The organism is Stenotrophomonas sp. STM01 (genome assembly GCF_014852135.1).
In the GTDB taxonomy this organism is placed as follows: domain Bacteria; phylum Pseudomonadota; class Gammaproteobacteria; order Xanthomonadales; family Xanthomonadaceae; genus Stenotrophomonas; species Stenotrophomonas capsici.
In genome coordinates this window covers 1-24,495 of sequence record NZ_JACVBA010000006.1, presented here as the reverse complement: position 1 = coordinate 24,495, position 24,495 = coordinate 1, and the positions used below count along the sequence as shown (strand labels likewise).

Genomic DNA, 24,495 nt, shown 5'->3' with positions numbered 1-24,495 from the left:
GTCGATCAACAGAGGATTCAAGTCATGACGGTGGTCAGCGTTGCACACGCCCTTGCCGGGAAGATCCCGGAAGGCGGAGAAGTCACGGTTCGCGGGTGGGTGCGCACGGTGCGCGGCTCGGCGGGGCTGGCCTTCGTCAACGTCAGCGACGGCTCGGGCTTTGCCCCGATCCAGGTCGTGGCTACCGACACGCTGTCCAATTTCGAAGAGATCAAGAGCCTGACCCCCAGCTGTTCGGTGATCGCCACCGGCACCCTGGTCAAGTCGCAGGGCAAGGGGCAGAGCTTCGAGATCCAGGCACAGACGCTGGAAGTGGTCGGCTGGGTCGAGGACCCGCTGACCTACCCGATCCAGCCCAAGCCGATGTCGCCGGAGTTCCTGCGTGAAGTGGCGCACCTGCGCCCGCGCACCAACCTGTTCGGTGCGGTCACCCGCATCCGCGACTGCCTGTCCAAGGCCGTGCACCGTTACTTCCACGAGAACGGCTTCTACTGGATCAGCACCCCGATCATCACCACCTCCGACGCCGAAGGCGCCGGCCAGATGTTCCGCGTCTCCACGCTGGACATGGCCAACCTGCCGCGCACCGGCAACGGCGAGATCGACTTCAGCCGCGACTTCTTCGGCAAGGAAACCTTCCTGACCGTGTCCGGCCAGCTCAACGTCGAGGCGTACTGCCTGGCACTGAGCAAGGTCTACACCTTCGGCCCGACCTTCCGCGCCGAGAACAGCCACACCACCCGCCACCTGGCCGAGTTCTGGATGGTGGAGCCGGAGATCGCCTTCGCCGACCTGGCCGAGGACGCGCGCGTGGCCGAGGAATTCCTGAAGTACCTGTTCCGCGCGGTGCTCGACGAGCGCGCCGACGACATGGCCTTCATCGCCGAGCGCGTGCAGAAGGACGCCATCACCCGCCTGGAGTCGTTCGTCAACGCACCGTTCGAGCGCATCGAGTACAGCGATGCGATCACCCTGCTGCAGAAGTCGGGCAAGAAGTTCGACTACCCGGTCGAATGGGGCCTGGACCTGCAGACCGAGCACGAGCGCTGGCTGACCGAGGAACACGTCGGCCGCCCGGTGGTGGTGACCAACTACCCCGAGCACATCAAGGCGTTCTACATGCGCCTGAACGACGACGGCAGGACCGTCGCGGCGATGGACGTGCTGGCCCCGGGCATCGGCGAGATCATCGGCGGCAGCCAGCGCGAAGAGCGCCTGGACGTGCTGGACGCGCGCATGGCGCAGTTCGGCCTGGATCCGGAGCACTACCAGTGGTACCGCGATTTCCGTCGCTACGGCTCGGTGCCGCACGCCGGCTTCGGCCTGGGCTTCGAGCGCCTGGTGGTCTACGTCTGCGGCCTGTCCAACATCCGCGACGCCATCCCCTACCCGCGCGCCCCGGGTTCGGCCGAGTTCTGATATCGACAGGAGCCTTGTGATGAGAAAGCAGGTCGCCGTGAACACCGTCACCGCCCATGGCACGGCCGTCCGCCCTGCCCTTGCTTGCCGTCACCGGGCTCCGCGCGCATGACCCTGTTCTTCGCCCTGTGCTTCGTCGGCGTGGCCATCGCCGGGTTCAGCGCGCTGCTGATCTTCTGGCCGCTGACCCTGGTGCATGTCCGCGACCGCCACCCGGCGGTTGCCGACGGCTTTGGCGAGTTCGCCTTCCTCGATGGCAAGGCCTTGCGCTGGCTGGTCAGCGGCCGCTACCGCGCGCTCGATGACCGCGCACTCAGCGGCCTGGCCACCCCGGCCCGGATCGCGTTGTACGTGATCTGGTTCGGGCTGGGCATGGCCGGCCTGCTTTGGCTCTATTCCCTGGTACTGAAATGAACGATTCCGACACGCCCACCGACCAGTGGTGGCTGGCCCAACTCGGCAACACCCTGATCTGGGCACGCCTGCGCGTGCGCCCGGCCGGCACCGCCGAGGTGCTGGACAGCGACGGCAACACGCTCAGCTATGACAGCGAGGACACCGCCCGCGCGCAGCTGTTCGACGCCGAATTCGTGGCCTACGACGGCCTGGACGAAGAAGATGCACTGGCACGCGGCTTCTCGCTGAGCGAGGTGCAGCCACCGCAGGCCCGCGATGACGACGCCCTGCGCGGACGCATGGTGCAACTGCTCGGCGGGCGGGCCTGATCCGGGCCGATGTTCACCCCGGCCGCCTTCGCCGAAACCGATCTGCGCTGGCTGGACCTGTTGCTGGCGCGCGACCCGTTCGTCACCGTGCTGACCCTCGGCGCCGACGGCCTGCCGGAAGCCACCCGGCTGCCGGTGCTGTACCGGCGTGAGGGCGACCGGATCGAGCTGAGCGGCCATTGGGCGCGGCCCAACCCGCAGGCCCGCCATTCCGGCGCGGCCAAGGTGCTGGTCAACGGACCGCACGGCTATGTGTCGGCCAGCTGGTACCCGGACAAGGAGGCCGCCTCGCGGGTCCCGACCTGGAACCATGCCGGCGCCGAGTTGACCGGCCAGTTGCACACCTTCAATGACGCCGACGGCCTTTCCCACCTGCTGGAACAGCTCAGCGACCATTTCGAGGCCCGCGCCGGCCAGGCCTGGCGCTTTGAACGCGACCATGCGCCCCACCAGCGCATGCTGCGCGGCATCGTCGGCTTCCGCTTCCAGGCACAGCGCACCGAACTCACGCTGAAGTTCAGCCAGAACCATCCCGAATCCAACCAGCTGGCCGTCATCGATGCCCTCGATGCGCTGGCCGATGCCGACAACCGCGAACTTGCGCAGTGGATGCGCCGGTTCCGCCGCGGACTGGCCGGCGACGACTGACGACAACGCTTCCCGCGACGTCGCACCGCCCCGCGGTGCGGCGCCCTCTCCTACCTGATCGCAAGGGAATCCCAACGATGAAAGACATCCTCAAGCTGCTTCAGAACAACCGCGAATGGGCGGACCGGATCGAACGTGAAGACCCGGAGTTCTTCCACCAGCTGGCCAAGCAGCAGAACCCCGAATACCTGTGGATCGGCTGCTCCGACTCGCGCGTACCGGCCAACCAGATCATCGGCATGGCGCCAGGCGAGGTGTTCGTGCACCGCAATGTCGCCAACGTGGTGGTGCATACCGACCTGAACTGCCTGAGCGTGATCCAGTACGCGGTGGACCAGCTCAAGATCAAGCACATCCTGATCGTCGGCCACTACGGTTGTGGCGGCGTGCATGCGGCGTTGAACAAGGTGCGCGTCGGCCTGGCCGACAACTGGCTGCGCCACGTCGGCGATGTCGCGCAGAAGCACAACGACATCCTGTCCCAGATCGAGGACCCGGAGCTGCGCCACGCCCGCCTGTGCGAACTGAACGTGATCGAGCAGGTGGTCAATGCCTGCCACTCCACCATCGTGCAGGACGCCTGGGCACGCGGCCAGAAGCTGATGGTGCACGGCTGGGTCTACAGCCTGCGCGACGGCCGGGTAAGCGAGATGGGCATCGACGTCGGTGCGCCGGAAGATCTGCAGCCGGCCTACGAGAAGGCATTGTCGTTCGTGCCGCGGCGCGGCAAGCGGCACTGAGTCGTACGTTTGGGCTTACGCAAAAGAGCCCCCTCATCCGCCCCTTCGGGGCACCTTCTCCCGTCGATGGGAGAAGGCAAACCTTCCGCCGGGACATCCGCATGCTTGCTTCCCCCATCAACCTGCCTGGCTGGATCGAGGAACACCGCCATCTGCTCAAGCCGCCGGTCGGCAACAAGATGATCGAGAACGGCGACTTCATCGTGATGGTGGTCGGCGGCCCCAACAGCCGCAGCGACTACCACTGGGACGAAGGCCCGGAGTGGTTCTACCAGCTGGAAGGCGAGATGGTGCTGCGCGTGCAGGAAGACGGCACGGTGCGCGACATCCCGATCCGGGCCGGCGAGATCTTCCTGCTGCCGCCGCGCGTGCCGCATTCGCCGCAGCGCATGCCCGGCTCGGTCGGGCTGGTGGTCGAGCGCAAGCGGCTGGAACATGAACTGGATGGATTCATGTGGTTCTGCCCAAACTGCAACCACAAGATCTACGAGGAGTTCTTCCCGTTGAAGAACATCGAGACCGACCTGCCCAAGGTCTTCGATCGCTTCCATTCCTCGCTGCAGCACCGGACCTGCACGCAATGCGGCACGCTCCATCCGCTGCCCCAGCCGGCCACCCCGGAGGCCTGAGCCGGGGCGCGGCGCCGGGGTACACTGCGGGTTCTTTCTCGACGCCCGCACACCGATGAACGAAACCCTGTCCCCGGCCCACGCCACCGCACTGGATGCTGCCGATCCGCTGCGCCACCTGCGCAACCAGTTCCTGATCCCGCAGCACGACGCCGAGGACCAGATCTACTTCGTCGGCAACTCGCTGGGCCTGCAGCCCAAGGGTGCCAAGGCGATGGTGCAGGAAGTCATGGACCTGTGGGCGAGCATTGCCGTGGAGGGCCATTTCACCGGTCCCACGCACTGGATGAGCTACCACCGGCTGGTGCGCGATTCGCTGGCCCGCGTGGTCGGCGCGCTGCCCGGCGAAGTGGTGGCGATGAACACGCTGAGCGTGAACCTGCACCTGATGATGGTCAGCTTCTACCGCCCGACCGCCGAGCGTCCGGCCATCGTGATGGAGGCCGGCGCATTCCCGACCGACCGCCATGCGGTCGAGGCGCAGATCCGCTTCCACGGCTTCAACCCGGACACCGACCTGATCGAGGTCCAGCCGGACGAGCCCAACGGCACCATTTCGATGGCCGCGATCGAGCGCGCCATCGCCGACAACGGCAAGCGCGTGGCGCTGGTGCTGTGGCCAGGCGTGCAGTACCGCACCGGCCAGGTGTTCGACCTGGACGCGATCACCCGGCTGGCGCGTGCACACGGCGCCAACATCGGCTTCGACCTGGCCCATTCGGTCGGCAATGTGCCGCTGGCGTTGCACGACATCGCCCCCGACTTCGCGGTGTGGTGCCACTACAAGTACCTCAATGCCGGCCCCGGCGCGGTCGCCGGTTGCTTCGTGCACGAGCGCCATGCCAACGACACCACGCTGCCGCGCTTTGCCGGCTGGTGGGGCCACGAGCAGGCCACCCGCTTCCAGATGGCGCCGCAGTTCGTGCCGGAAGTCGGCGCCGAAGGCTGGCAGCTGAGCAACCCGCCGGTACTCGGCCTGGCCCCGCTGCGGGCCTCGCTGGCCTTGTTCGACGAAGCCGGCATGCCGGCGCTGCGGGCCAAGTCCGAGCGGCTGACCGGCTACCTGGAAACGATGGTCCGCGCGCGCCTGGGCGAAGTGCTGCAGGTCATCACCCCGAGCGACATCGAACGCCGCGGCTGCCAGTTGTCGCTGCGCGTGAACGGCGGCCGCAGCCAGGGCCGCTCGCTGTTCGAATACCTGCAATCGGTGGGCGTGCTGGGCGACTGGCGCGAACCGGACGTGATCCGCATCTCGCCCACGCCGATGTACAACCGTTACCGCGATGTCTACCGCTTCATCGACGAAGTGGAAGCCTGGGCCGGTGTCTGAGCCTACGGAACCCCTGCATTTGACCACGACCGCTCCCCGCAGCCTTACCCTGATCGGCGCCGGCCTGGCCGGCTCGTTGCTCGCCATCCTGCTGGCGCGCCAGGGCTGGCGCATCACCATCTACGAACGTCGCGGCGATCCGCGCGTGGCCGACTACGAGTCCGGCCGCTCGATCAACCTGGCCCTGGCCGAGCGCGGCCGCAACGCACTGCGCCAGGCCGGCGTGGAAGACGCCGTGATGGCGCGCACGGTGATGATGCGCGGACGCATGGTGCATCCGCGTGGCGGCGGCGAGGAACTGCAGCGGTATGGGCGCGACGACAGCGAGGTGATCTGGTCGGTGCACCGCAAGGACCTCAATGTCACCTTGCTGCAGCTGGCCGAGCAGGCCGGTGCGCAGGTGCATTTCCACCGGCGCCTGCACACGGTGGATTTCGATGCCGGCTACGCCCGCTTCATCGATGACCGCGATGACTCGCCGCATGACATCCACTTCGACACACCGCTGATCGGCGCCGACGGCGCCGGCTCGGCGCTGCGCGCGGCGATGAACCGCAAGTCACCGCTGGGCGAGCGCATCGATTTCCTCGACCACTCGTACAAGGAACTGGAGATCCCGCCCGGTCCGGACGGCCGCTTCCTGATCGAGGGCAATGCCCTGCACATCTGGCCACGTGGCCGGTACATGTGCATCGCCCTGCCCAACGACGAGGGCACCTTCACCGTCACCCTGTTCCTGCCCAACGCCGGGGAGCCGAGCTTCGCCACGGTGCGCAGCGGTGCCGAAGCCGAGGCCCTGTTCCAGCGCGATTTCCCGGATGCGCTGGCGCTGATCCCCAACCTGCGCCAGGACTGGGAACAACACCCGCCGGGCCTGCTCGGCACGCTGTACCTGGACCGCTGGCACCAGGGTGGCAAGGCCGTGCTGATCGGTGATGCCGCGCATGCGATGGTGCCGTTCCACGGCCAGGGCATGAACTGCGCGTTCGAGGACTGCGTGGTGCTGGCCCGCACGTTGGCCGAATGCGCGACCACCGAAGACGCCTTCGCTGCGTTCGAGGCCGAGCGCAAGCCCAATGCCGCGGCCATCCAGCAGATGGCGCTGGACAACTACCTGGAGATGCGCGACCGCGTGGCCGACCCGGCCTTCCTGCTGCAGCGCGAGCTGGAACAGGCCCTGCAGGCGCGCTGGCCGACCCGCTTTGTCCCGCACTACACGATGGTCACCTTCCTGCACACGCCCTATGCGCTCGCGCTGGAACGCACCCGCATCCAGCAGCGCATCCTGGCCGATGCCACCGCCGGCCATGACACGCTGGCGCACATCGACTGGGCCGCGCTGGAGCAGGTCGTGCACGCGCAGTTGCCGGTACTGGAGGGCGCGCACTGATGGCCGACAGCTTCCTGTTCTACGACCTGGAGACCTTCGGCCAGGACCCACGCCGCACCCGCATCGCGCAGTTCGCCGCGGTCCGTACCGACCCGCAACTGCGCGTGATCGACGAGCCGGTCAGCTTCTACGTCAAGCCGGCCGATGACCTGCTGCCCTCGCCCATCGCCACGCTGATCACCGGCATCACCCCGCAGCAGGCGCTGGCCGAAGGCGTCAGCGAAGCGGAGGCGTTCGCCCGCATCCAGGAGCTGATGGCACGCCCGAAGACCTGCACGCTGGGTTACAACACGCTGCGCTTCGACGATGAATTCGTCCGTTACGGGCTGTTCCGCAACTTCCATGATCCGTACGAACGCGAGTGGCGCAGCGGCAACTCGCGCTGGGACCTGCTCGACATGCTGCGCCTGGTCCACGCGCTGCGCCCGGAGGGCATCCACTGGCCCACCCGCGAGGACGGCGCCACCTCGTTCAAGCTGGAACACCTCGCGTTGGCCAACGACGTGCGTGAGGGCGACGCCCACGAAGCGCTGTCCGACGTGTACGCCACCATCGGCATGGCACGCCGCTTCCAGCAGGCCCAGCCGCGCATGTGGGAGTACGCGCTGCGCCTGCGCGACAAGCGCTTCGTCGCCAGCCTGCTCGACGTGGTGGCGATGCAGCCGGTACTGCACATCTCCATGCGCTACCCGGCCAGCCGGCTGTGCGCGGCCCCGGTACTGCCGCTGGCCCACCATCCGCATATCAACAACCGGGTGATCGTGTTCGATCTGGAAGGCGACGTCGACGCGCTGATGGACCTGTCGGTGGAGGAGATCACCCAGCGCCTGTACACCCGCGCCGCCGACCTGCCCGAAGGCCAGCAGCGCGTACCGCTGAAAGAGGTCCACCTCAACAAGGTGCCGGCGCTGGTGGCCTGGAACCACCTGCGCGCGCCCGACTTCCAGCGGCTGGCCATCGACCCGGCCGAGGTCGAAGCCAAGGCCGAAAGGCTGCGCGCTATCGGCCCGGCACTGGCCGAGAAGGCCCGTCAGGTGTTCGCCCGCGAACGCGGCCAGGAAGGCCCGGTCGACGCCGACGCCTCGCTGTATGACGGCTTCCTGGCCGAAGGCGACAAGGGCCTGCTGAGCAAGGTCCGCACCGCCCCACCGGAGGCACTCCAGGCGCTGGAACAACGCTTCCGTGACCCGCGCCTGCCGGAGCTGCTGTTCCGCTACCGCGCCCGTAACCACCCGCAATCGCTGGATGCGACCGCGCGCTCACGCTGGGATGCGTATCGTCGCCAGCGACTGCTCGACGTGCCCGGCCTGTCCGAACAGACCTTGCCGGCGTATTTCGCGCAGATCACCGCACTCCGTTCCGAACACCAGGACAACCCGGCTCCCCTGGCCCTGCTCGACGCGCTGGACCAGTGGGGCAACGACCTGCAGACCACGCTATGACCCAGTACTTCAGCGACGCCAGCTACAAATTCCTGCGCGGCCTGGCCCGGCACAACGACAAGGTCTGGTTTGCCGAGCACAAGCAGCAGTACGAAGACCATGTACGGCAGCCGTTCCTGCGCCTGATCACCGACCTGCAACCAGACCTGACCGAGGTCAGCGCGCACTTCCGTGCCGACCCGCGCACCGTCGGTGGTTCGCTGTTCCGCATCTACCGCGACTCGCGCTTCTCCAACGACAAGACGCCATACAAGACCTGGCAGGGCGCACGGCTGTTCCACGAACGCCGCAAGGAAGTCCCCGCGCCGTCGTACTACATCCACCTGGCACCGGGCGAGAACTTCATCGGTGCCGGCATCTGGCATCCGGAACCGGACACCCAGCGCAAGCTGCGTCAGTTCATCTTCGACAACCCGGGCAGCTGGAAGGCCGCCGCGCACGCGCCGGCGGTGCGCAAGCGCTACGACTTCGAGACCAGCGAGAAACTGGTGCGCCCGCCGCGCGGGTTCCCCGCCGATTTCGAGTTCATCGACGACCTCAAGCATCGCAACTGGGTACTGTGGCGCGCCATCGACGACGACACCATGACCGGGCCGCGCCTGCGCCAGACACTGGCCAAGGACCTGGCCGCCCTGGCACCGTTCGTCGACTACCTGTGCGCGGCACTGGACCTGGAGTTCTGAGCCGGGGTTCACGCAGCCAACACGGATTTGCGGCAACCTTGCCTGCAACCCTCCCGGACCCCACCGCCATGGCCAGCATCCACCACCAGCTCTGGATCGACGCTCCCCTGGCCACCGTCTATGAAGCCCTGGCCTCAGCCGAGGGCCTGAGCCGCTGGTGGATCCCCCACCAGCACAATGTCATCGATGGCGAGCCGGTCATCAGCCACAACCCCGGTGGCGCGCATGGCGTGGTGGCGATGAAGCTGCTGGAGGCCGTACCCGGCCAACGCGTGCGGCTGGAGGTCATCAGCCATCACCCGGCGCTCAGCCCGGCCTCGTCCTGGGCCGGGACCGAAATCCGCTTCGACCTCTCGCGCCGGGCCAGCCCCGGCGCGTGGCGCGGCCTGCCGCACGAAGGCGAGCCGATGACCGTGGTGGAGTTCCAGCACCTGGGCTGGGACCCCGACAGCGAGTACTTCGGCTTCTGCAGCCAGGCGTGGGCCGAAACCCTGGTGATGCTGCGTCGTTGGGCCGAGTCCCAGGCCGGCGGACGGCAGTGAGCCGCAGGAGCAGACGATGAAGAAATGGATCCTTCCGGCGGTCATCCTGGTCGCCCTGGCACTGGCCGGCTATGTCATTGGCGGCCCTTACCTCGCCATCCACGGCATCAGCCGTGCCATCGAGGAGCGCGACACCGGCCGCCTGCAACGTCACGTCGACTTCCCGGCGTTGCGGGTCAACCTCAAGGCCCAGCTCAGCGACTACATGGTGCGCAAGGCCGGTCCCGACGCGCAGTCCAATCTTTTCGGCGCGGTGCTGCTGGGCGTAGCCAGCAACGTGACCGGCGCCGGCGTCGACACGATGGTGACCCCCATCGGCGTGGCCGCCCTGCTGCAGGGCGACAGCCTGTGGAAGCGTGCCATCGGCAACACGGCCAATGGCGATACCTGGGGCCCGCCCGCGCCGGCCAAGCCCCTGGCCAACACCCAGGGCCACTACGAATCGTTGTCGCGCTTCACCGCCACCACCCGCCTGGAGGATGGCCGCGAAGTGGTGTTCGTGCTGAGCCGGCAAGGGCTGCGCTGGCGGCTGACCAACATCCAGTTGCCGCTGCAGACGCCGTAGCCGCGCGTCCACGCGCGAAACGCCCCCTGCAACGCCGCGCGCAGCCACGCAGCGTTGCGGGTATTCCGTGCCGGGCATGGCCCGGCACTATCAGGGCGCCGGTTGTCGGCGCCCTCCCCGCTCAGGCGATACGCCGTTGCGGTTCCTCGACCACGCTGTCGGCCAGGAACGCCTCCAGCGAATCATCCATCGCCTCCATCCACGGCGTGTGGTGTGGCGGCGCGAGGGTACCGGTCAGCACCGAGCGATAGCTGCAGTTGCGGTAGCCGAGGATGTCGTCCTTCTTGTCGTGCTTCCACTGCTTGAACAGATCGGCAACCGCTTCGACGTTGAAGTCGGGATAGTCGGTCGCATCCAGCAGGTCGCGCACATAGGCGGTCTGGAAATCGATGTCCTGCTCGACCGAGGTGGTGGCCTCCTCACGGGCCACCCAGTCCTGGCTGTCGGCCCGCATCCGCGCCCCCTCCGGCAAGGCGATCCGCCCGAGGATCACGTCGCGCGCGTACCAGGCCTGCGCATCGAACATGTTGAACGTGTAGTACTGGTCCTGCATGCCCAGGTAGATCAGGTTCGGGTTGTCGATCCAGAACACGCCCTTGTACAGGTCCGGCGGGTACAGCCGGTTGCGGGTGCGCAGGGTCAGCGCATCCGGCAGGAACGGGAAGTGATGCTGGTAGCCGGTGCACAGCACGATGGCGTCCACGTCCTTGCTGCTGCCATCGGCGAAATGCGCGGTGGTGCCTTCCACGCGCAGCAGCAGCGGCCGCTCGTCGAATGCCCCCGGCCAGTCATAGCCCATCGACGCGCTGCGATAGCTGTAGGTCACCGACCTGGCACCGTACTTGTGGCATTGGGTACCGATGTCCTCGGCCGAGTAGCTGCTGCCGACCAGCAACAGGTCCTTGCCGGTGAACTCGCAGGCATCGCGAAAGTCATGCGCATGCAGCACGCGTCCCGGGAAGCGCTCCAGCCCTTCGAAGAACGGCGCGTTCGGCGTGGAGAAATGGCCGGTGGCGACGATGACGCGATCAAACTCCTCGCTTGCCAGCTCGTCCTTCTTCAGGTCACGCACGGTCACGGTGAAGCGCTGGGTCTGCTCGGAATAGTCCACCCATTGCACTGCCATGTTGAAGCGGATCTGGTCGCGCACGCCGCTCTTCTCGATGCGGCCCATGATGTAGTCGCGCAGCACGGCGCGCGGCGGGTAGGAGGCGATCGGGCGGCCAAAATGCTCTTCGAAGCTGTAATCGGCGAATTCCAGCGCTTCCTTCGGGCCGTTCGACCAGAGGTAGCGGTACATGCTGCCGTGTACAGGTTCGCCATAGGCATCCAGCCCGGTGCGCCATGTGTAGTTCCACATTCCCCCCAGATCGGACTGCTTCTCGAAGCAGACGATCTCCGGTACCTGTGCACCCGCGCGGCGGGCGGATTCAAATGCACGCAGTTGTGCAAGGCCGCTCGGGCCGGCACCAAGAATGGCGATACGCATGGTCATTCGGGTTGTTTCTCCTGTGTAGCTGCTGCCGTGCAGGCACGACAACACTGCGCAAGGGCGCGTTATGCACGGGCGGGAGAGACAATGCGTCCGGTCCCGCGCCGCGCGCGAAACACCCGGCCGCCACGCAAGGCAGCACGACGAGGGATTGGCGAATTCAAGCCACCGGTCGGGGAACAGGCCCCGCCCCTTCATCACCGGGTGGGTGCTGTGCGGGCGGGTGATCTGCCGCTTGCGTGCAGATGGAAAAGGACGCGACAGGATTGTCGCTGGGTCAAGACGAGGCCCGCGAAAGCGGTTTCATCCTAACATGCGTTGCATGGCGGGTTGCAAACCGACAATGGCCGCGCCGAGCGATGCTTGGCGAGGAGTGTTGGCCTCGCGACCGAAGTTGCTCCTGCCGCGGATCAATCGGGGTTGGCGACGCCATGCGGCACATGGCCGGCGGTCACATGCTGGCGTGCGCTGTCGATGTTGTGCTGCGAATCGTCGAAGAAGATGTCCGCGCCAAAGGCTTCCAGGAATGGCCCCTTGTGGCGGCCGCCCAGGAACAGGGCTTCATCCAGGCGCACCCCCCATTCGCGCAGGGTGCGGATCACGCGCTCATGCGCCGGCGCCGAGCGCGCGGTGACCAGCGCGGTACGGATCGGCGCCGCCTCGCCGGCCGGGAAGGCCGCCTGCAGCGCATGCAGGGCGGAAAGGAAGTTGCGGAACGGGCCGCCACTGAGCGGCTCGTGCGCGCGTTCGCGTTCGTGCCGGCCAAATGCCTCGACGCCCTGTTCGCGCGAGATGCGTTCGCTCTCGTCGCTGAAGATCACCGCGTCACCATCGAAGGCGATGCGCAGTTGGGTGCTCGGACGCCCGGTATCGGTTGCCGCGGCGGTGGCGGCGAGCACGTCGGCGGCGCTCTGCGGCAGGATCGTCGCCGCGGCGATGCCATGCACCAATGCACGCCGCACCGATTCGGGGTTGGCCGACAGGAACAGATCGGTGCCGAACGGCTTCACGTACGGCCAGGTGGGCTCGCCGGCGGTGAAGGTGGCGCGCACGATGTCCAGCCCGTAATGCTGGATCGAGTTGAAGATGCGCAGGCCGGTGTCGGCGGAGTTGCGCGACAACAGGATCACCTCCACCCGCGGGGTGTCTTCCGGTGCACCGTCGTTGAGGGCCAGCAGCTTGCGTACCACCGGGAAAGCCACGCCCGGCTTGAGGATGTCGTCCTCGTGCTCGCGCTGGTAGGCCGCGTAGGCCTCCACCCCTTCGCGTTCGAACAACGCATGCCCTTCCTCGAGGTCGAACAAGGCGCGCGAAGTCACCGCGACGGTGAGGAGCCGGGGAGTGTTGTCACCCATGAACGAGGAACCCAGTGATATCGAGGAGCGGGACCCAGTCTACCCGGAACCCCGTGCAACGGCGGTCACGCCGCCCAATCAGAACATGAACTGCTCGCTGAGGATGCGCTCTTCGAGGTTGTGCTCGGGATCGAACAGCAAGGTGACCTGGCGCTCGCGCGATTCGCGGATGGTGACTTCCACCACGTCGCGGGTTTCGTGCGAATCGGCGGTGACGCTGACCGGGCGCTTGTAGGGGTCCAGCACCCGGAAGCGCACCTCGGTGTCGGCCTTGAGGATCGCCCCGCGCCAGCGGCGCGGCCGGTAGGGGGCCAGCGGAGTCAAAGCGATGGTGTTGGAGCCCAGCGGCAGGATCGGACCATGCGCGGAATAGTTGTAGGCGGTGCTGCCGGCCGGCGTGGAGACCAGCACACCGTCGCAGATCAGCTCTTCCACCCGCTGCTGGCCATTGAGGTCGATGCCGATATGCGCGGCCTGGCGGGTCTGTCGCAGCATCGAGACATCGTTGTAGGCCAACGAGCCGGTGCTGGTACCGGATTCGGTCAGCGCGATCATCTCCAGCGGGCGCAGGTGCGCCGGCTCGGCCTGGGCCAGGCGTTCGACCAGGTCTTCGTCGCGGTGGTGGTTCATCAGGAAACCCACCGTGCCGAGCTTCATCCCGAACACCGGCTTGCCCTTGTTGCCGTGCCGGTGCAGGGTCTGGAGCATGAAGCCGTCGCCGCCCAACGGGCAGATCACGTCGGCATTTTCCGGATCATGGTCACCATAGCGGGCCGCCAGCGTGGCGCGGGCCTGCTGCGCGGCGTCGACGGAACTGGCCAGGAAAGCAATTCGGGGGGACACGGGCGTCTTCGGGTTCGGCTCTGGGGGCGAGGATAACCCGCTGCGGCTGAAGCGACAGCATTGCTTTCGTGCGTGGGGTTTCCTGTTACCGCCTCTTGCCCTCACCCCAACCCCTCTCCCGCGGGCGGGAGAGGGACTCCAGTCCGCCAAGACTGCTTCAAGCCCCTCTCCCGCCCGCGGGAGAGGGGTTGGGGTGAGGGAAAGACAAAAACACCGGAAACAAAAAAGGCCGGGCCCGCTCGCGCAGGCCCGGCCTTCAAACCGTCAGCTTCAGACGCCGTGCGCGGCCAACTGGCCCAGGCGCTGCACCGCCACCGACACGGTCGGGTAGTCCAGCGTCTTCTGCTCGGCCAACTCGGCCAGCATCGACAGCGTGAAGCGCAGGCTGCTGTCGTCCCGGTTCAACCAGGCCGCCACCTTGGCCTCGGCCGAGGCGCCCTTCATCGACAGCACTTGGCCGGTCAGGTTGCGCTGGTGCGCGGCCAGTTCGTCGCGCAGCACGCCACGGGCCACCGCATGCCAACGACCATTGACCTCCAGCGCGTCGATCTGCTCGAACAGCCACGGCATCTGCAGGGCTTCGCCCAGGCGGAAGTGGACCTTGGACACGTCCACCGGCTTGAGCTTGCGGGTACGCGCCAGCTCGATGATGTCGAACGCCGGCTCCAGGAAGTGCAGTTCGGACAGCTGCTGTGCCAGTGCCGCCGGCAGGCCCTTCTCCTTCCACTGCTTGACGCTGGCCTCGTAGGCCGGGCGCTGCGAATCCGGCAGCACGCCCGAGGCGACGCGGATGTCGTTGAACGGCCCCTGGTAGCGATCAACCGCGGCGGTGATGCCCGGCATCGCACCCGGACGGTTCAGCAGCCAACGCACGAACGAACGCTGCAGCTTCCAGATCACCTCCAGCGCATCGACCTGCACGGCCTCCGGCAGGGTGCCGTCGAGTGCGTCGATCTGCGTCCACAGCGCACGGGCATCCAGCGTCTCGCGGCTGATGGTGTAGGCCTTGGCGACCTCGGCCACGGTACGGCCGGTGTCCTCCTGCATGCGCATCAGGAAGGTGGCGCCCATGCGGTTGATGGTCTGGTTGGTCACCGCCGTGGCGATGATCTCGCGCTTCAGGCGGTGGCGGTCCATCGCATCGGCGTACTTCTTCTGCAGCGGCTGCGGGAAGTAACGCAGCAGCTCCTTGGACAGGTACGGGTCCTCCGGGATGTCCGATTCCAGCAGCTGCTGGAAGGCGACGATCTTGGAGTACGACAGCAGCACCGCCAGTTCCGGGCGGGTCAGGCCCAGGCCACGCAGCTTGCGTGCCGACAGCTCGGCGTCGGACGGCAGGAACTCGATCTGGCGATCCAGCAGGCCCTGCTGTTCCAGCGTGCGGATGAAGTGCTGCTTCGACCCCAGGCGAGTCGCGCTCATGCGCTCCATCAGGCTCAGCGCCTGGTTCTGGCGGTAGTTGTCCATCAGCACCAGCTCGGCGACCTCGTCGGTCATCGACGCCAGCAGCTTGTTGCGCTGGTCGACGGTGAGCTTCTTGGCGCGCACCACGTCGTTGAGCAGGATCTTGATGTTGACTTCATGGTCGGAGGTATCCACACCGGCCGAGTTGTCGATGAAGTCGGTGTTGAGCAGCACGCCCACCTGCGCGGCCTCGATGCGGCCCAGCTGGGTCATGCCCAGGTTGCCGCCCTCGCCCACCACCTTGCAACGCAGCTCGCCACCGTTGACGCGCAGCGCGTTGTTGGCGCGGTCGCCCACGTCGGCGTTGGTCTCGGTGGAGGACTTAACGTAGGTGCCGATGCCGCCGTTCCACAGCAGGTCCACCGGCGCCTTCAGCGCGGCGTTGATCAGGTCGGTCGGGGTCATCGCCTTGATGCTGGCGTCGATGCCCAGGGCCTCGCGCACCTGCGGGGTGATCTCGATGGACTTGAGCGAACGCGGGTAGATGCCGCCGCCCTTGCTGATCAGCTTGCTGTCGTAGTCCGCCCAGCTCGAGCGCGGCACGGTGAACATGCGCGCACGTTCCTTGAACGAGCTCGCCGCCACCGGATTCGGGTCCAGGAAGATGTGGCGGTGGTCGAACGCGCAGACCAGGCAGATGTGCTCGGACAGCAGCATGCCGTTGCCGAACACGTCGCCGGACATGTCGCCGATACCGACCACGGTGAAGTCCTGCTTCTGGCAGTCGCGGCCCAGTGCACGGAAGTGGCGCTTGACCGACTCCCACGCGCCGCGCGCGGTGATGCCCATGCCCTTGTGGTCGTAGCCGACCGAACCACCGGAAGCGAACGCGTCGTCCAGCCAGAAGCCGTGCGCGCGGGCGATGCCGTTGGCGGTGTCGGAGAAGGTCGCGGTGCCCTTGTCGGCGGCCACCACCAGGTACGGATCGTCCAGGTCATGGCGCACCACGCCCACCGGCGGCACGATCTTGTTGTTGACGATGTTGTCGGTGATGTCCAGCAGGCCGTTGATGAAGCGCTTGTAGCAGGCCACGCCCTCGGCGAACCACGCATCGCGGTCCACCGACGGGTCGGGCAGCTGCTTGGCGAAGAAGCCACCCTTCGAGCCGACCGGCACGATCACGGTGTTCTTCACCATCTGTGCCTTGACCAGGCCCAGCACCTCGGTGCGGAAGTCCTCGCGGCGGTCGGACCAGCGCAGGCCGCCACGGGCCACCGGGCCGAAGCGCAGGTGGGTACCTTCCACGCGCGGGCCGCACACGAAGATCTCGCGGTACGGGCGCGGCTTGGGCAGGTCCGGCACCTTGGCGGCATCGAACTTGAAGCTGATGTAGTCGGCCGGGCCGCCATCGGCACGCAGGCCGTCCTTGCGCGGCATGTAGTAGCTGGTGCGCAGGGTGGCTTCGATCACGCCGATGAAGCTGCGCAGGATGCGGTCCTCGTCCAGGCTGGAGACGCCGTCGAGCAGCTTGACCAGCACCTCGTGGACCAGCGCCATGCGTGCATCGCGGCTGCCCTTGCGCGCCTTGACCACGCCGTCGAGCAGCTTGAGGGTGGCCGCGTCGCCACCGGCCAGCGCCTTGAACTGGGCCAGCTGGGCGTCCAGCGCGGCGGCGTCCACGGCCGGGGTCGGGTCGAAGCGGGCTTCAAACAGCTCCACGATCAGGCGGGCCAGCAGCGGGTAGCGGCTGAAGGTGCCTTCCACGTAGGACTGCGAGAACGGTACGCCGATCTGCAGCAGGTACTTGCAGTAGCCACGCAGCATCGAGACCTGGCGCCAGTCCAGGCCGGCGGCCAGCACCAGGCGGTTGAAGCCGTCGTTCTCGGCGTCGCCGCGCCACACGCGGGCGAAGGCATCGCTGAAACCGGCATTGGCCGCGGCCGCATCGATGCCCGGCACGGTCGATTCGACCTCGAAGTCCTGCACGTAGACCGGCGCGTCATCGACCATCAGCCGGTACGGGCGCTCGGCGACCACGCGCAGGCCCATGTTCTCCATCATCGGCAGCACGTCCGACAGCGGGATGTCGTCGAGCTGGCGGTACAGCTTCAGGCGAAGGCCATCGACGTCGTCGCGGCGGATCGACTGCAGGCTCAGGCGCAGGTCTTCCGGACCGGTCAGCGCGTCCAGCTGGGCCACGTCGGCCGCGGCGATCTCGGCGCTGGAGTCCTCGATGTAGCCGGCCGGCAGTGCCTTGCCGATGCGGGCGGCGATGCGCAGGCCTTCGGTTTCACCGTGGCTTGCGACCAGCGCTTCACGCAGGTCGTCCTGCCAGTTGCGCAGCACGTGGGCCAGGCGCTTTTCCAGGCCTTCGGTATCCAGCTCCAGGCTCTGGCCGGCCTTCGGGCGCACGATCAGGTGCACCTGGGCCAGCGGCGAGTCGCCCAGCACCACGCTGGAGTCCACGTGCTCGCCCTGCAGCGCATCCTTGAGCAGGCTCTCGATGCGCAGGCGCACGTCGGTGTTGAAGCGTTCGCGCGGCAGGAACACCAGCGCGGAAATGAAACGGCTGAACTTGTCGCGGCGCAGGAACAGGCGGCTGCGCACGCGCTCCTGCAGGCCCAGCACGCCGATGGCGGTGCGGAACAGCTCGTCCTGGCTGGACTGGAACAGCTCTTCGCGCGGCAGCGACTCCAGGATGTGGCGCAGTGCCTTGCCGCTGTGGCTGGACAGGCTCAGGCCCGAGCGCTGCATCACGCCTTCATAGCGCTGGCGCACCAGCGGGATTTCCCACGGGCGACGGTTGTAGGCGCTGGAGGTGAACAGGCCCAGGAAGCGCTGCTCGCCGATGATCTTGCCCTTGGCGTCGAACTCCAGCACGCCGATGTAGTCCATGTAGCCGCCGCGGTGGATGCGCGAGCGGGCATTGGTCTTGGTCAGGATCAGCGCATCGTCCAGGCCACCGCTGGTGTTCAGGCCCTGCGCGGCCAAGCCCTTGACCGGGCGCGCCACCGAGGTGTCCTTGCCGCGCATCAGGCCCAGGCCGGTGCCGTTCTGGGCGACCAGCACTTCTTCCTTGCCCTGCTTCTCGACCTTGTACTCGCGGTAGCCGAAGAAGGTGAAATGGTTGTCCGCAGCCCAGCGCAGGAACTCCTGCGCCTCCACGCGCGAGGCCTTGCTGACCGGCAGCGCACGCTTGCCCAGGTCATCGGCCAGCGCCTGTGCCTTGGCCTTCATCGGCTCCCAGTCCTTGACGATGGCACGCACGTCGTCCAGCGCTTCGGACACGCGCTTGGCCACTGCGTCCAGCTCGGCCGCCGGCTGGCGGTCGATTTCCAGCAGCATCACCGATTCCAGCGCGCCCTCACCCACGCCGGCCAGCTTGCCGGCCTTGTCGCGGGAAATGGCGATCACCGGGTGGCCCAGCACGTGCACGCCGACGCCCTGCTCGGCCAGCGCCAGGGTCACGGTGTCGACCAGGAACGGCATGTCGTCGTTGACGATCTGCAGCACGGTGTGCGCCGACTCCCAGCCATCGGCCTTCAGGGTCGGGTTGAACACGCGGACGTTGGCCTTGCCCGCCTTGCGGGTACGTGCGAACTCCAGCATGCCGGCGGCCAGCACGGCCCAGTCATCGGCCGAGTGCAGCTTGAACTCGTCCCCTTCCATGCGCTTGTAGAAGGCCGAGGCGAATGCGACCGCCTGGGCCTGCGCCGCGGCGGGATAGCGCTTGCGCAGGGCAGCGAAGACCGGCTCCAGCGACAGCGCAGCGTCGGCGGGGACGTGCTTGGCCAGGGGCGTGCTCTTCGGTTTGACGGACTTTGCAGCAGGCTTTTGCGATTTCATGTCGGAGCTTCGGGTAGGGCTCGTTGAAGGTGCGGCGATTGTATCCCCGGCAACAAAAATAGCTGTGCTGCATGGCCGCAATCACGGCGCCAAGTTTGCAATGAAGATGTAACGAAACCGCTGTTTTCAAGGGATATTCTTCATCCTGAAGCCTTTCCCAACCAATTTTTGGCCATGCCGATTCCGTCGGGTTTCGCGCCGCTGTACTAATTGTGTACTGGACGGTATAGTCCAGAAAGTGAACACCCCGCCCTCCTCTCCGCCGCGCACCCAGGCACGGGACCAACCCGTGTTCGCTGCCGTGGGCGAGTTGCTGGCCACCCACGGCATGCAATTGAGCATGGATGCGGTGGCCGCCCATGTCGGCTGTTCCAAGCAGACCCTGTACAGCCGCTACGGCTCCAAGACCAACCTGCTGCGGCTGGTGATGCAGCAGCACGTGGCCACCACCACCGCGCAGCTGATCAAGGGCGACAGCCGGCCGCTGCGGCAGATCCTGGTGGAATTCGCCATCCACTACCTGGAACACCGCAACCAGCCCCGCATCCGCCAGACCGCGCAATTGCTGGCCATCAGTGCAAACCAGTTTCACGAGGAGGCGCGTACCCTGTACAACCTCAGCGCGGACGCGGTGCGCAGTCAGATAACTGAATGGTTACGAACCGAGATGGCGAGAGGCCGCCTGATCCATGACGATCCGCAGTTCATGGCCGAACTGCTGATCAGCATGCTTGCCGGTCAGGACTTCGAACGCCAACGCTTTCACGCCCCCCATCGCGATACGCCGGAAAAGCGCCGCCGTTGGGCCGAATTCGCCATCGATGCCTTCCTGCGCGCCTTTCCGGTACCGCCGACTGGCATTCCTGGTTCCGTCAACAAATCAAGAACCCCCGGAGTTTTCCCCCGATGACTGCCCCGCTCCGTCTCCTCGCCCTTACCTGCGCCGCGACAATTTCGCTGGCGGCCTGCAAAAAGCCGCAGGAGCAGGCCGCTCCCCCGCCTCCGGAAGTCGGCGTGGTCGAGGCCAAGCCGCAAACCCTGCCGCTGCAGCGCGAGCTGGTGGGCCGCCTGTCCCCGTACCGTTCGGCCGACGTGCGCGCGCGCGTGGCCGGCGTGCTGCAGAAGCGCGTCTATGAGGAAGGCAGCAACGTCAAGGAAGGCCAGGAGCTGTTCCTGATCGACCCGGCCCAGCTGCGTGCCGCCCTCAACGAGGCCGAAGGCGCCCTTGCCTCGGCCCGGGCCACCCTGGCCAACGCCCGCGCCACCGCCACCCGCGCCCGCTCGCTGGCACCACAGAAGTATGTGTCGCAGTCGGACCTGGACAACGCCGTGGCCGCCGAGCGCAGTGCCGCCGCCGCCGTGCAGCAGGCCGAGGCCGCGGTGGCCAATGCCCGCATCAACCTGGGCTATGCCCGCGTCACCTCGCCGATCACCGGCCTGGCCGGCAAGGCGCAGGTGACCGAAGGCGCGCTGGTGGGCCAGGGCGATGTGACCCTGCTGACCACGGTCGACCAGATCGACCCGCTGTACGTGAACTTCTCGATGACGGCCGATGAGCTGAGCGCCCTGCGTGCCGCCCAGGACAAGGGCGCGCTGGCACTGGCCGGCGACGGCAAGACCACCGTGCAGGTCAACCTGCCCGACGGCAGCGCCTACGCCCACGAAGGCACGCTGGACTTCTCCTCGCCGACGGTCGACCCGGCCACCGGCGCGGTGTCGCTGCGCGCGGTGCTGCCGAACCCGGACCGCATCCTGCTGCCGGGCTCGTTCGTCAGCTTCAAGGCCAACCTGGGCGCGCGCAACAACGCCTTCCTGCTGCCGCAGCAGGCGGTGCAGCGCGACACCCGCGGCGGCTACGTGATGGTCGTCGGCGCCGATGGCAAGGTCGTGCGCAAGGACGTGGTGCTCGATGGCCAGCAGTCGGGCAGCTGGCTGGTCTCCTCCGGCCTGGCCGGCGGCGACAAGGTCATCGTCTCGGGCCTGCAGAAGGTCAAGGAAGGTGCCCCGGCCACGACCAAGCCGTGGCAGCCGCAGGCCGCCGCCCAGCCGGGTGCCCCCGCACAGGCGCCGGCACCGGCACCGGCGAAGAAGGACTAACGGAACTCCGTCATGCCTAAATTTTTCATCGAACATCCGGTCTTTGCCTGGGTGGTGGCGATCCTGATCTCGCTGGGTGGCGTGATCTCGATCCTCAACCTGGGCATCGAGTCCTATCCCAGCGTGGCCCCGCCACAGGTCACCGTCACCGCCAACTACCCGGGCGCCAGCGCGTCGACCACGGAAAAATCGGTCACCCAGGTGATCGAGCAGCAGCTGACCGGCATCGACAACCTGATGTACTTCAGCTCGTCGTCCTCGTCCAACGGCCGCGCCACCATTACGCTGACCTTCGACAGCGGCACCGACCCGGACATCGCCCAGGTGCAGGTGCAGAACAAAGTGTCGCTGGCGACCCCGCGCCTGCCCTCGGAAGTGACCCAGCAGGGCGTGGTGGTGGCCAAGGCCAACGCCGGCTTCCTGATGGCCATCGGCGTGCGCTCCGATGACGGCAGCGTGGACCGCGATGCCCTGAACGACATCGTCGGTGCACGCGTGCTGGAACAGGTATCGCGCGTGCCGGGCGTTGGCAGTACCCAGCAGTTCGGCTCCGAGTACGCCATGCGCGTGTGGCTGAACCCGGAAAAGCTGCAGGGTTACCACCTGGCCGCCAGCGACGTGTACAACGCCATCGGCACCCAGAACCTGCAGTTCGCCGCCGGCTCGGTGGGCGGCGACCCGACCCCGTCCGACCAGGCCTTCACCGCCACGGTGGTCGCCGAAGGCCGCTTCAGCACCCCGGAAGACTTCGAGAACGTCATCCTGCGCGCCAACGCGGACGGCAGCGTGGTGCGCCTGAAGGACGTCGCCCGCGTCGCCTTCGGCGCGAGCAACTACGGCTTCGACACCCGTTACAACGGCAAGCCGGTGGCCGTGTTCGCCATCCAGCTGCTGCCCGGCGCCAACGCCCTGGACGTGTCCAAGGCGGTGCGCTCCAAGATGGACGAGCTGGCCCCGAGCTTCCCGCCGGGCGTGAGCTGGTTCACCCCGTATGACAGCACCACCTTCGTCAACATCTCCATCAAGGAAGTGATCCACACGTTGATCGAAGCCATCGTGCTGGTCTTCCTGGTGATGCTGATCTTCCTGCAGAACTTCCGCGCCACGATCATCCCCACCCTGGTCATCCCGGTGGCGCTGCTCGGCACGTTCATGGGCATGCTGGCGATCGGCTTCACGATCAACCAGCTGACCCTGTTCGCGATGGTGCTGGCGATCGGCATCGTGGTCGACGACGCGATCGTGGTGATCGAGAACGTCGAGCGCATCATGAGCGAGGAAAAGCTCGACCCCAAGCCGGCCACGCAGAAGGCGATGGGCCAGATCACCGGCGCGGTGGTGGCCATCACCGTCGTGCTGGCCGCGGTGTTCATCCCCAGCGCCCTGCAGCCGGGCGCCTCCGGCGAGATCTACAAGCAGTTCGCCCTGACCATCGCCATGTCGATGGCATTCTCGGCGCTGCTGGCGCTGACCTTCACCCCGGCATTGTGCGCGGCCTTCCTCAAGCCGACCCACAACGACAACCCGAACTGGGTCTACCGCACCTTCAACAAGTACTACGGCAAGCTGGAGAAGAGCTACGTCGGCACGGTCGGCGGCGTCATCAAGCACAGCCCACGCTGGCTGATGGTGTTCGCGCTGCTGCTGGTGCTGTGCGGCTTCCTGTTCACCCGCCTGCCGGGCAGCTTCCTGCCCGAGGAAGACCAGGGCTACGCACTGGCCATCGTGCAGCTGCCGCCGGGCGCCACCAAGAGCCGCACCAGCGCCGTGTTCGACCAGCTGCTTGGCACGCTGGAGAAGGAAGAAGCCTTCGAAGGCCTGATGCAGATCACCGGTTTCAGCTTCATCGGCTCCGGTGAGAACGTGGGCATGGCCTTCGTCCGCCTGAAGGACTGGGACGCCCGCAAGGAGACCGCGCCGGAGTTCATCCAGAAGATGAACCAGAAGGCGTATGGCATCAAGGACGCGCAGATCTTCTTCGTCAACCTGCCGACCGTGCAGGGCCTGGGCCAGTTCGGTGGTTTCGACATGTGGCTGCAGGACCGTGCCGGGGCCGGCCAGGATGCGCTGATGGATGCGCGCAACACCCTGCTCGGCGCCGCGTCACAGGACAAGTCGCTGACCGCGGTGCGTCCCAACACGCTGGAGAACTCGCCGCAGCTGCAGCTGCACGTGGACCGCGTGCAGGCGCAGACCATGGGCGTGAAGGTCAACGACGTCTACACCGCCATCCAGATGATGCTGGCGCCGGTGTACGTCAACGACTTCTTCTACGCCGGCCGCATCAAGCGCGTGAACATGCAGGCCGACGCGGCCTACCGCACCGGCCCGGAATCGCTGCGCAGCTACTACGTGCCCAGCTCGCTGAGCAAGGACGCCGACGGGCAGTCGTCGATGATCCCGCTCAGTGCGGTGGTCAAGTCCGAGTGGATCTACGCCCCGCCCGCGCTGAACCGCTACAACGGCTATTCGGCGGTCAACATCGTCGGCTCGCCGGCACCGGGCGGCAGTTCGGGCCAGGCCATGGCGACGATGGAACGGCTGGTGCAGGACGACCTGCCGGCCGGCTTCGGCTTCGACTGGAGCGGCATGTCCTACCAGGAAATCCTGGCGGGCAACGCGGCCACCCTGCTGATGGTGCTGTCCATCGTGGTGGTATTCCTGTGCCTGGCCGCGCTGTATGAAAGCTGGTCGATCCCGGTCGCGGTGCTGCTGGTGGTGCCGATCGGCATCCTCGGTGCGGTGGTGTTCTCGTTGATGCGCGGCCTGCCGAACGACCTGTACTTCAAGATCGGCATGGTGACGGTGATCGGCCTGGCGGCGAAGAACGCGATCCTGATCGTGGAATTCGCGGTCGAGCAGCGCGCCATGGGCAAGACCCTGCGCGAGGCCACGATCGAAGCGGCGCACCTGCGCTTCCGCCCGATCCTGATGACCTCCTTCGCCTTCATCCTGGGCGTCCTGCCGATGGCGATCTCCACCGGTGCCGGCGCCAACGCCCGTCACTCGCTGGGTACCGGCGTGATCGGTGGCATGCTGTTCGCCACCCTCATCGGCGTGTTGCTGATCCCGCTGTTCTTCGTGTGCGTACGCCGCGTGCTCGGCGACAAGCTCGACGAACCGTCGAAGGAGTACCTGGAGCAGCACAAGGTACGCACGGCGCAGGTGGATCGCTGATCCTCCCGCTGTACCGGCAAACAAAAAGCCCCGGCAATGCCGGGGCTTTTTTTGGGCACGCTGTAGGAGCGACCTCGGTCGCGAAGCCGTCGATGAAGAACGGCGGCATTGATTGCAATTGCAGACGACTTCCGCAGTTTCCGCCTAGATCAGCTTCGCGACCAAGGT

Annotated in this window: 19 protein-coding genes; 15 read left to right on the top strand and 4 right to left on the bottom strand. The window is 66.9% G+C overall.

Going from position 1 to position 24,495, the window contains the following annotated elements; all coding sequences use genetic code 11:
- Positions 1–24: 24 nt before the first annotated feature.
- The 12 genes from asnS (at position 25) to IB227_RS17965 (ending at position 10,113) form a co-directional block, all read left to right on the top strand.
- Entirely contained in the window at positions 25–1,419 is a 1,395-nt protein-coding gene (asnS, locus tag IB227_RS18020; RefSeq protein WP_132864255.1) for an asparagine--tRNA ligase, read from the top strand.
- Between the two features lie 108 nt (positions 1,420–1,527).
- Positions 1,528–1,833: a hypothetical protein gene (locus tag IB227_RS18015; RefSeq protein WP_132864256.1), complete on the top strand. Its 306-nt coding sequence runs from the start codon at positions 1,528–1,530 to the stop codon at positions 1,831–1,833.
- Positions 1,830–2,144: a hypothetical protein gene (locus IB227_RS18010; protein ID WP_192288524.1), complete on the top strand. Its 315-nt coding sequence runs from the start codon at positions 1,830–1,832 to the stop codon at positions 2,142–2,144. The genes IB227_RS18015 and IB227_RS18010 overlap by 4 nt, the downstream gene beginning before the upstream one ends.
- 9 nt (positions 2,145–2,153) lie before the next feature.
- Entirely contained in the window at positions 2,154–2,792 is a 639-nt protein-coding gene (locus IB227_RS18005; RefSeq protein ID WP_192288523.1) for an FMN-binding negative transcriptional regulator, read from the top strand.
- Between the two features lie 77 nt (positions 2,793–2,869).
- Positions 2,870–3,532: a carbonate dehydratase gene (gene can, locus IB227_RS18000; RefSeq protein ID WP_192288522.1), complete on the top strand. Its 663-nt coding sequence runs from the start codon at positions 2,870–2,872 to the stop codon at positions 3,530–3,532.
- A 101-nt stretch (positions 3,533–3,633) separates the two neighbouring features.
- A complete protein-coding gene (locus IB227_RS17995) occupies positions 3,634–4,161 on the top strand; it encodes a 3-hydroxyanthranilate 3,4-dioxygenase (RefSeq protein ID WP_192288521.1) in 528 nt (175 codons plus the stop codon).
- Positions 4,162–4,216: 55 nt separating this feature from the next.
- Entirely contained in the window at positions 4,217–5,491 is a 1,275-nt protein-coding gene (gene kynU / locus IB227_RS17990) for a kynureninase (RefSeq protein WP_192288520.1), read from the top strand.
- Between the two features lie 19 nt (positions 5,492–5,510).
- Positions 5,511–6,881, top strand: a complete 1,371-nt coding sequence (locus IB227_RS17985) for an NAD(P)/FAD-dependent oxidoreductase (protein ID WP_192288519.1) — start codon at positions 5,511–5,513, stop codon at positions 6,879–6,881.
- Positions 6,881–8,323 carry an exodeoxyribonuclease I gene (gene sbcB / locus IB227_RS17980; protein ID WP_192288518.1) on the top strand — a complete coding sequence of 481 codons (1,443 nt, stop codon included), beginning with the start codon at positions 6,881–6,883 and terminating at the stop codon, positions 8,321–8,323. Before IB227_RS17985 ends, sbcB begins: the two co-directional genes overlap by 1 nt.
- A complete protein-coding gene (locus IB227_RS17975) occupies positions 8,320–9,006 on the top strand; it encodes a DUF2461 domain-containing protein (RefSeq protein WP_192288517.1) in 687 nt (228 codons plus the stop codon). The genes sbcB and IB227_RS17975 overlap by 4 nt, the downstream gene beginning before the upstream one ends.
- A 38-nt stretch (positions 9,007–9,044) precedes the next feature.
- Positions 9,045–9,548 (top strand): SRPBCC domain-containing protein, encoded by a 504-nt coding sequence (locus tag IB227_RS17970; protein WP_192288516.1) that lies wholly within the window; start codon positions 9,045–9,047, stop codon positions 9,546–9,548.
- Positions 9,549–9,564: 16 nt separating this feature from the next.
- Positions 9,565–10,113: a DUF2939 domain-containing protein gene (locus IB227_RS17965; RefSeq protein ID WP_192288515.1), complete on the top strand. Its 549-nt coding sequence runs from the start codon at positions 9,565–9,567 to the stop codon at positions 10,111–10,113.
- A 121-nt stretch (positions 10,114–10,234) separates the two neighbouring features.
- On the opposite strand, the gene IB227_RS17960 is transcribed toward IB227_RS17965, so the two are convergent.
- From IB227_RS17960 to IB227_RS17945, 4 genes are all read right to left on the bottom strand, one after another.
- Positions 10,235–11,608, bottom strand: a complete 1,374-nt coding sequence (locus IB227_RS17960; protein ID WP_192288514.1) for an NAD(P)/FAD-dependent oxidoreductase — start codon at positions 11,606–11,608, stop codon at positions 10,235–10,237.
- A gap of 407 nt (positions 11,609–12,015) precedes the next feature.
- A complete protein-coding gene (locus tag IB227_RS17955; protein WP_192288513.1) occupies positions 12,016–12,960 on the bottom strand; it encodes a 5'-nucleotidase in 945 nt (314 codons plus the stop codon).
- Between the two features lie 78 nt (positions 12,961–13,038).
- The gene (locus IB227_RS17950; protein ID WP_132864269.1) at positions 13,039–13,803 is read right to left on the bottom strand and encodes an NAD kinase; all 765 of its coding nucleotides are present in this window, start codon (positions 13,801–13,803) and stop codon (positions 13,039–13,041) included.
- Positions 13,804–14,073: 270 nt separating this feature from the next.
- Complete coding sequence (locus tag IB227_RS17945) at positions 14,074–19,053, bottom strand: NAD-glutamate dehydrogenase domain-containing protein (RefSeq protein ID WP_192288512.1); 4,980 nt, start codon at positions 19,051–19,053, stop codon at positions 14,074–14,076.
- A gap of 238 nt (positions 19,054–19,291) precedes the next feature.
- Here IB227_RS17945 and IB227_RS17940 point away from each other — a divergent pair, with 238 nt between their 5' ends.
- Genes IB227_RS17940 through IB227_RS17930 form a run of 3 tightly spaced genes read left to right on the top strand, consistent with a single transcriptional unit; the run spans position 19,292 to position 24,327 of the window.
- Positions 19,292–19,963 carry a TetR/AcrR family transcriptional regulator gene (locus tag IB227_RS17940; protein ID WP_132864271.1) on the top strand — a complete coding sequence of 224 codons (672 nt, stop codon included), beginning with the start codon at positions 19,292–19,294 and terminating at the stop codon, positions 19,961–19,963.
- Positions 19,960–21,150 (top strand): efflux RND transporter periplasmic adaptor subunit, encoded by a 1,191-nt coding sequence (locus IB227_RS17935; protein WP_132864272.1) that lies wholly within the window; start codon positions 19,960–19,962, stop codon positions 21,148–21,150. Before IB227_RS17940 ends, IB227_RS17935 begins: the two co-directional genes overlap by 4 nt.
- A gap of 12 nt (positions 21,151–21,162) precedes the next feature.
- Positions 21,163–24,327 carry an efflux RND transporter permease subunit gene (locus IB227_RS17930; protein WP_132864273.1) on the top strand — a complete coding sequence of 1,055 codons (3,165 nt, stop codon included), beginning with the start codon at positions 21,163–21,165 and terminating at the stop codon, positions 24,325–24,327.
- The last annotated feature ends 168 nt before the right edge of the window (positions 24,328–24,495 follow it).

Coding starts and splice junctions, on each gene's coding strand:
- IB227_RS17935 (WP_132864272.1), top strand. CDS start 19,960: ATGACTGCCCCGCTCCGTCTCCTCGCCCTTACCTGCGCCGCGACAATT.
- IB227_RS17995 (WP_192288521.1), top strand. CDS start 3,634: ATGCTTGCTTCCCCCATCAACCTGCCTGGCTGGATCGAGGAACACCGC.
- sbcB (WP_192288518.1), top strand. CDS start 6,881: ATGGCCGACAGCTTCCTGTTCTACGACCTGGAGACCTTCGGCCAGGAC.
- IB227_RS18010 (WP_192288524.1), top strand. CDS start 1,830: ATGAACGATTCCGACACGCCCACCGACCAGTGGTGGCTGGCCCAACTC.
- can (WP_192288522.1), top strand. CDS start 2,870: ATGAAAGACATCCTCAAGCTGCTTCAGAACAACCGCGAATGGGCGGAC.
- asnS (WP_132864255.1), top strand. CDS start 25: ATGACGGTGGTCAGCGTTGCACACGCCCTTGCCGGGAAGATCCCGGAA.
- IB227_RS17975 (WP_192288517.1), top strand. CDS start 8,320: ATGACCCAGTACTTCAGCGACGCCAGCTACAAATTCCTGCGCGGCCTG.
- IB227_RS17960 (WP_192288514.1), bottom strand. CDS start 11,608: ATGACCATGCGTATCGCCATTCTTGGTGCCGGCCCGAGCGGCCTTGCA.
- IB227_RS17955 (WP_192288513.1), bottom strand. CDS start 12,960: ATGGGTGACAACACTCCCCGGCTCCTCACCGTCGCGGTGACTTCGCGC.
- kynU (WP_192288520.1), top strand. CDS start 4,217: ATGAACGAAACCCTGTCCCCGGCCCACGCCACCGCACTGGATGCTGCC.
- IB227_RS17965 (WP_192288515.1), top strand. CDS start 9,565: ATGAAGAAATGGATCCTTCCGGCGGTCATCCTGGTCGCCCTGGCACTG.
- IB227_RS18015 (WP_132864256.1), top strand. CDS start 1,528: ATGACCCTGTTCTTCGCCCTGTGCTTCGTCGGCGTGGCCATCGCCGGG.
- IB227_RS17930 (WP_132864273.1), top strand. CDS start 21,163: ATGCCTAAATTTTTCATCGAACATCCGGTCTTTGCCTGGGTGGTGGCG.
- IB227_RS17945 (WP_192288512.1), bottom strand. CDS start 19,053: ATGAAATCGCAAAAGCCTGCTGCAAAGTCCGTCAAACCGAAGAGCACG.
- IB227_RS18005 (WP_192288523.1), top strand. CDS start 2,154: ATGTTCACCCCGGCCGCCTTCGCCGAAACCGATCTGCGCTGGCTGGAC.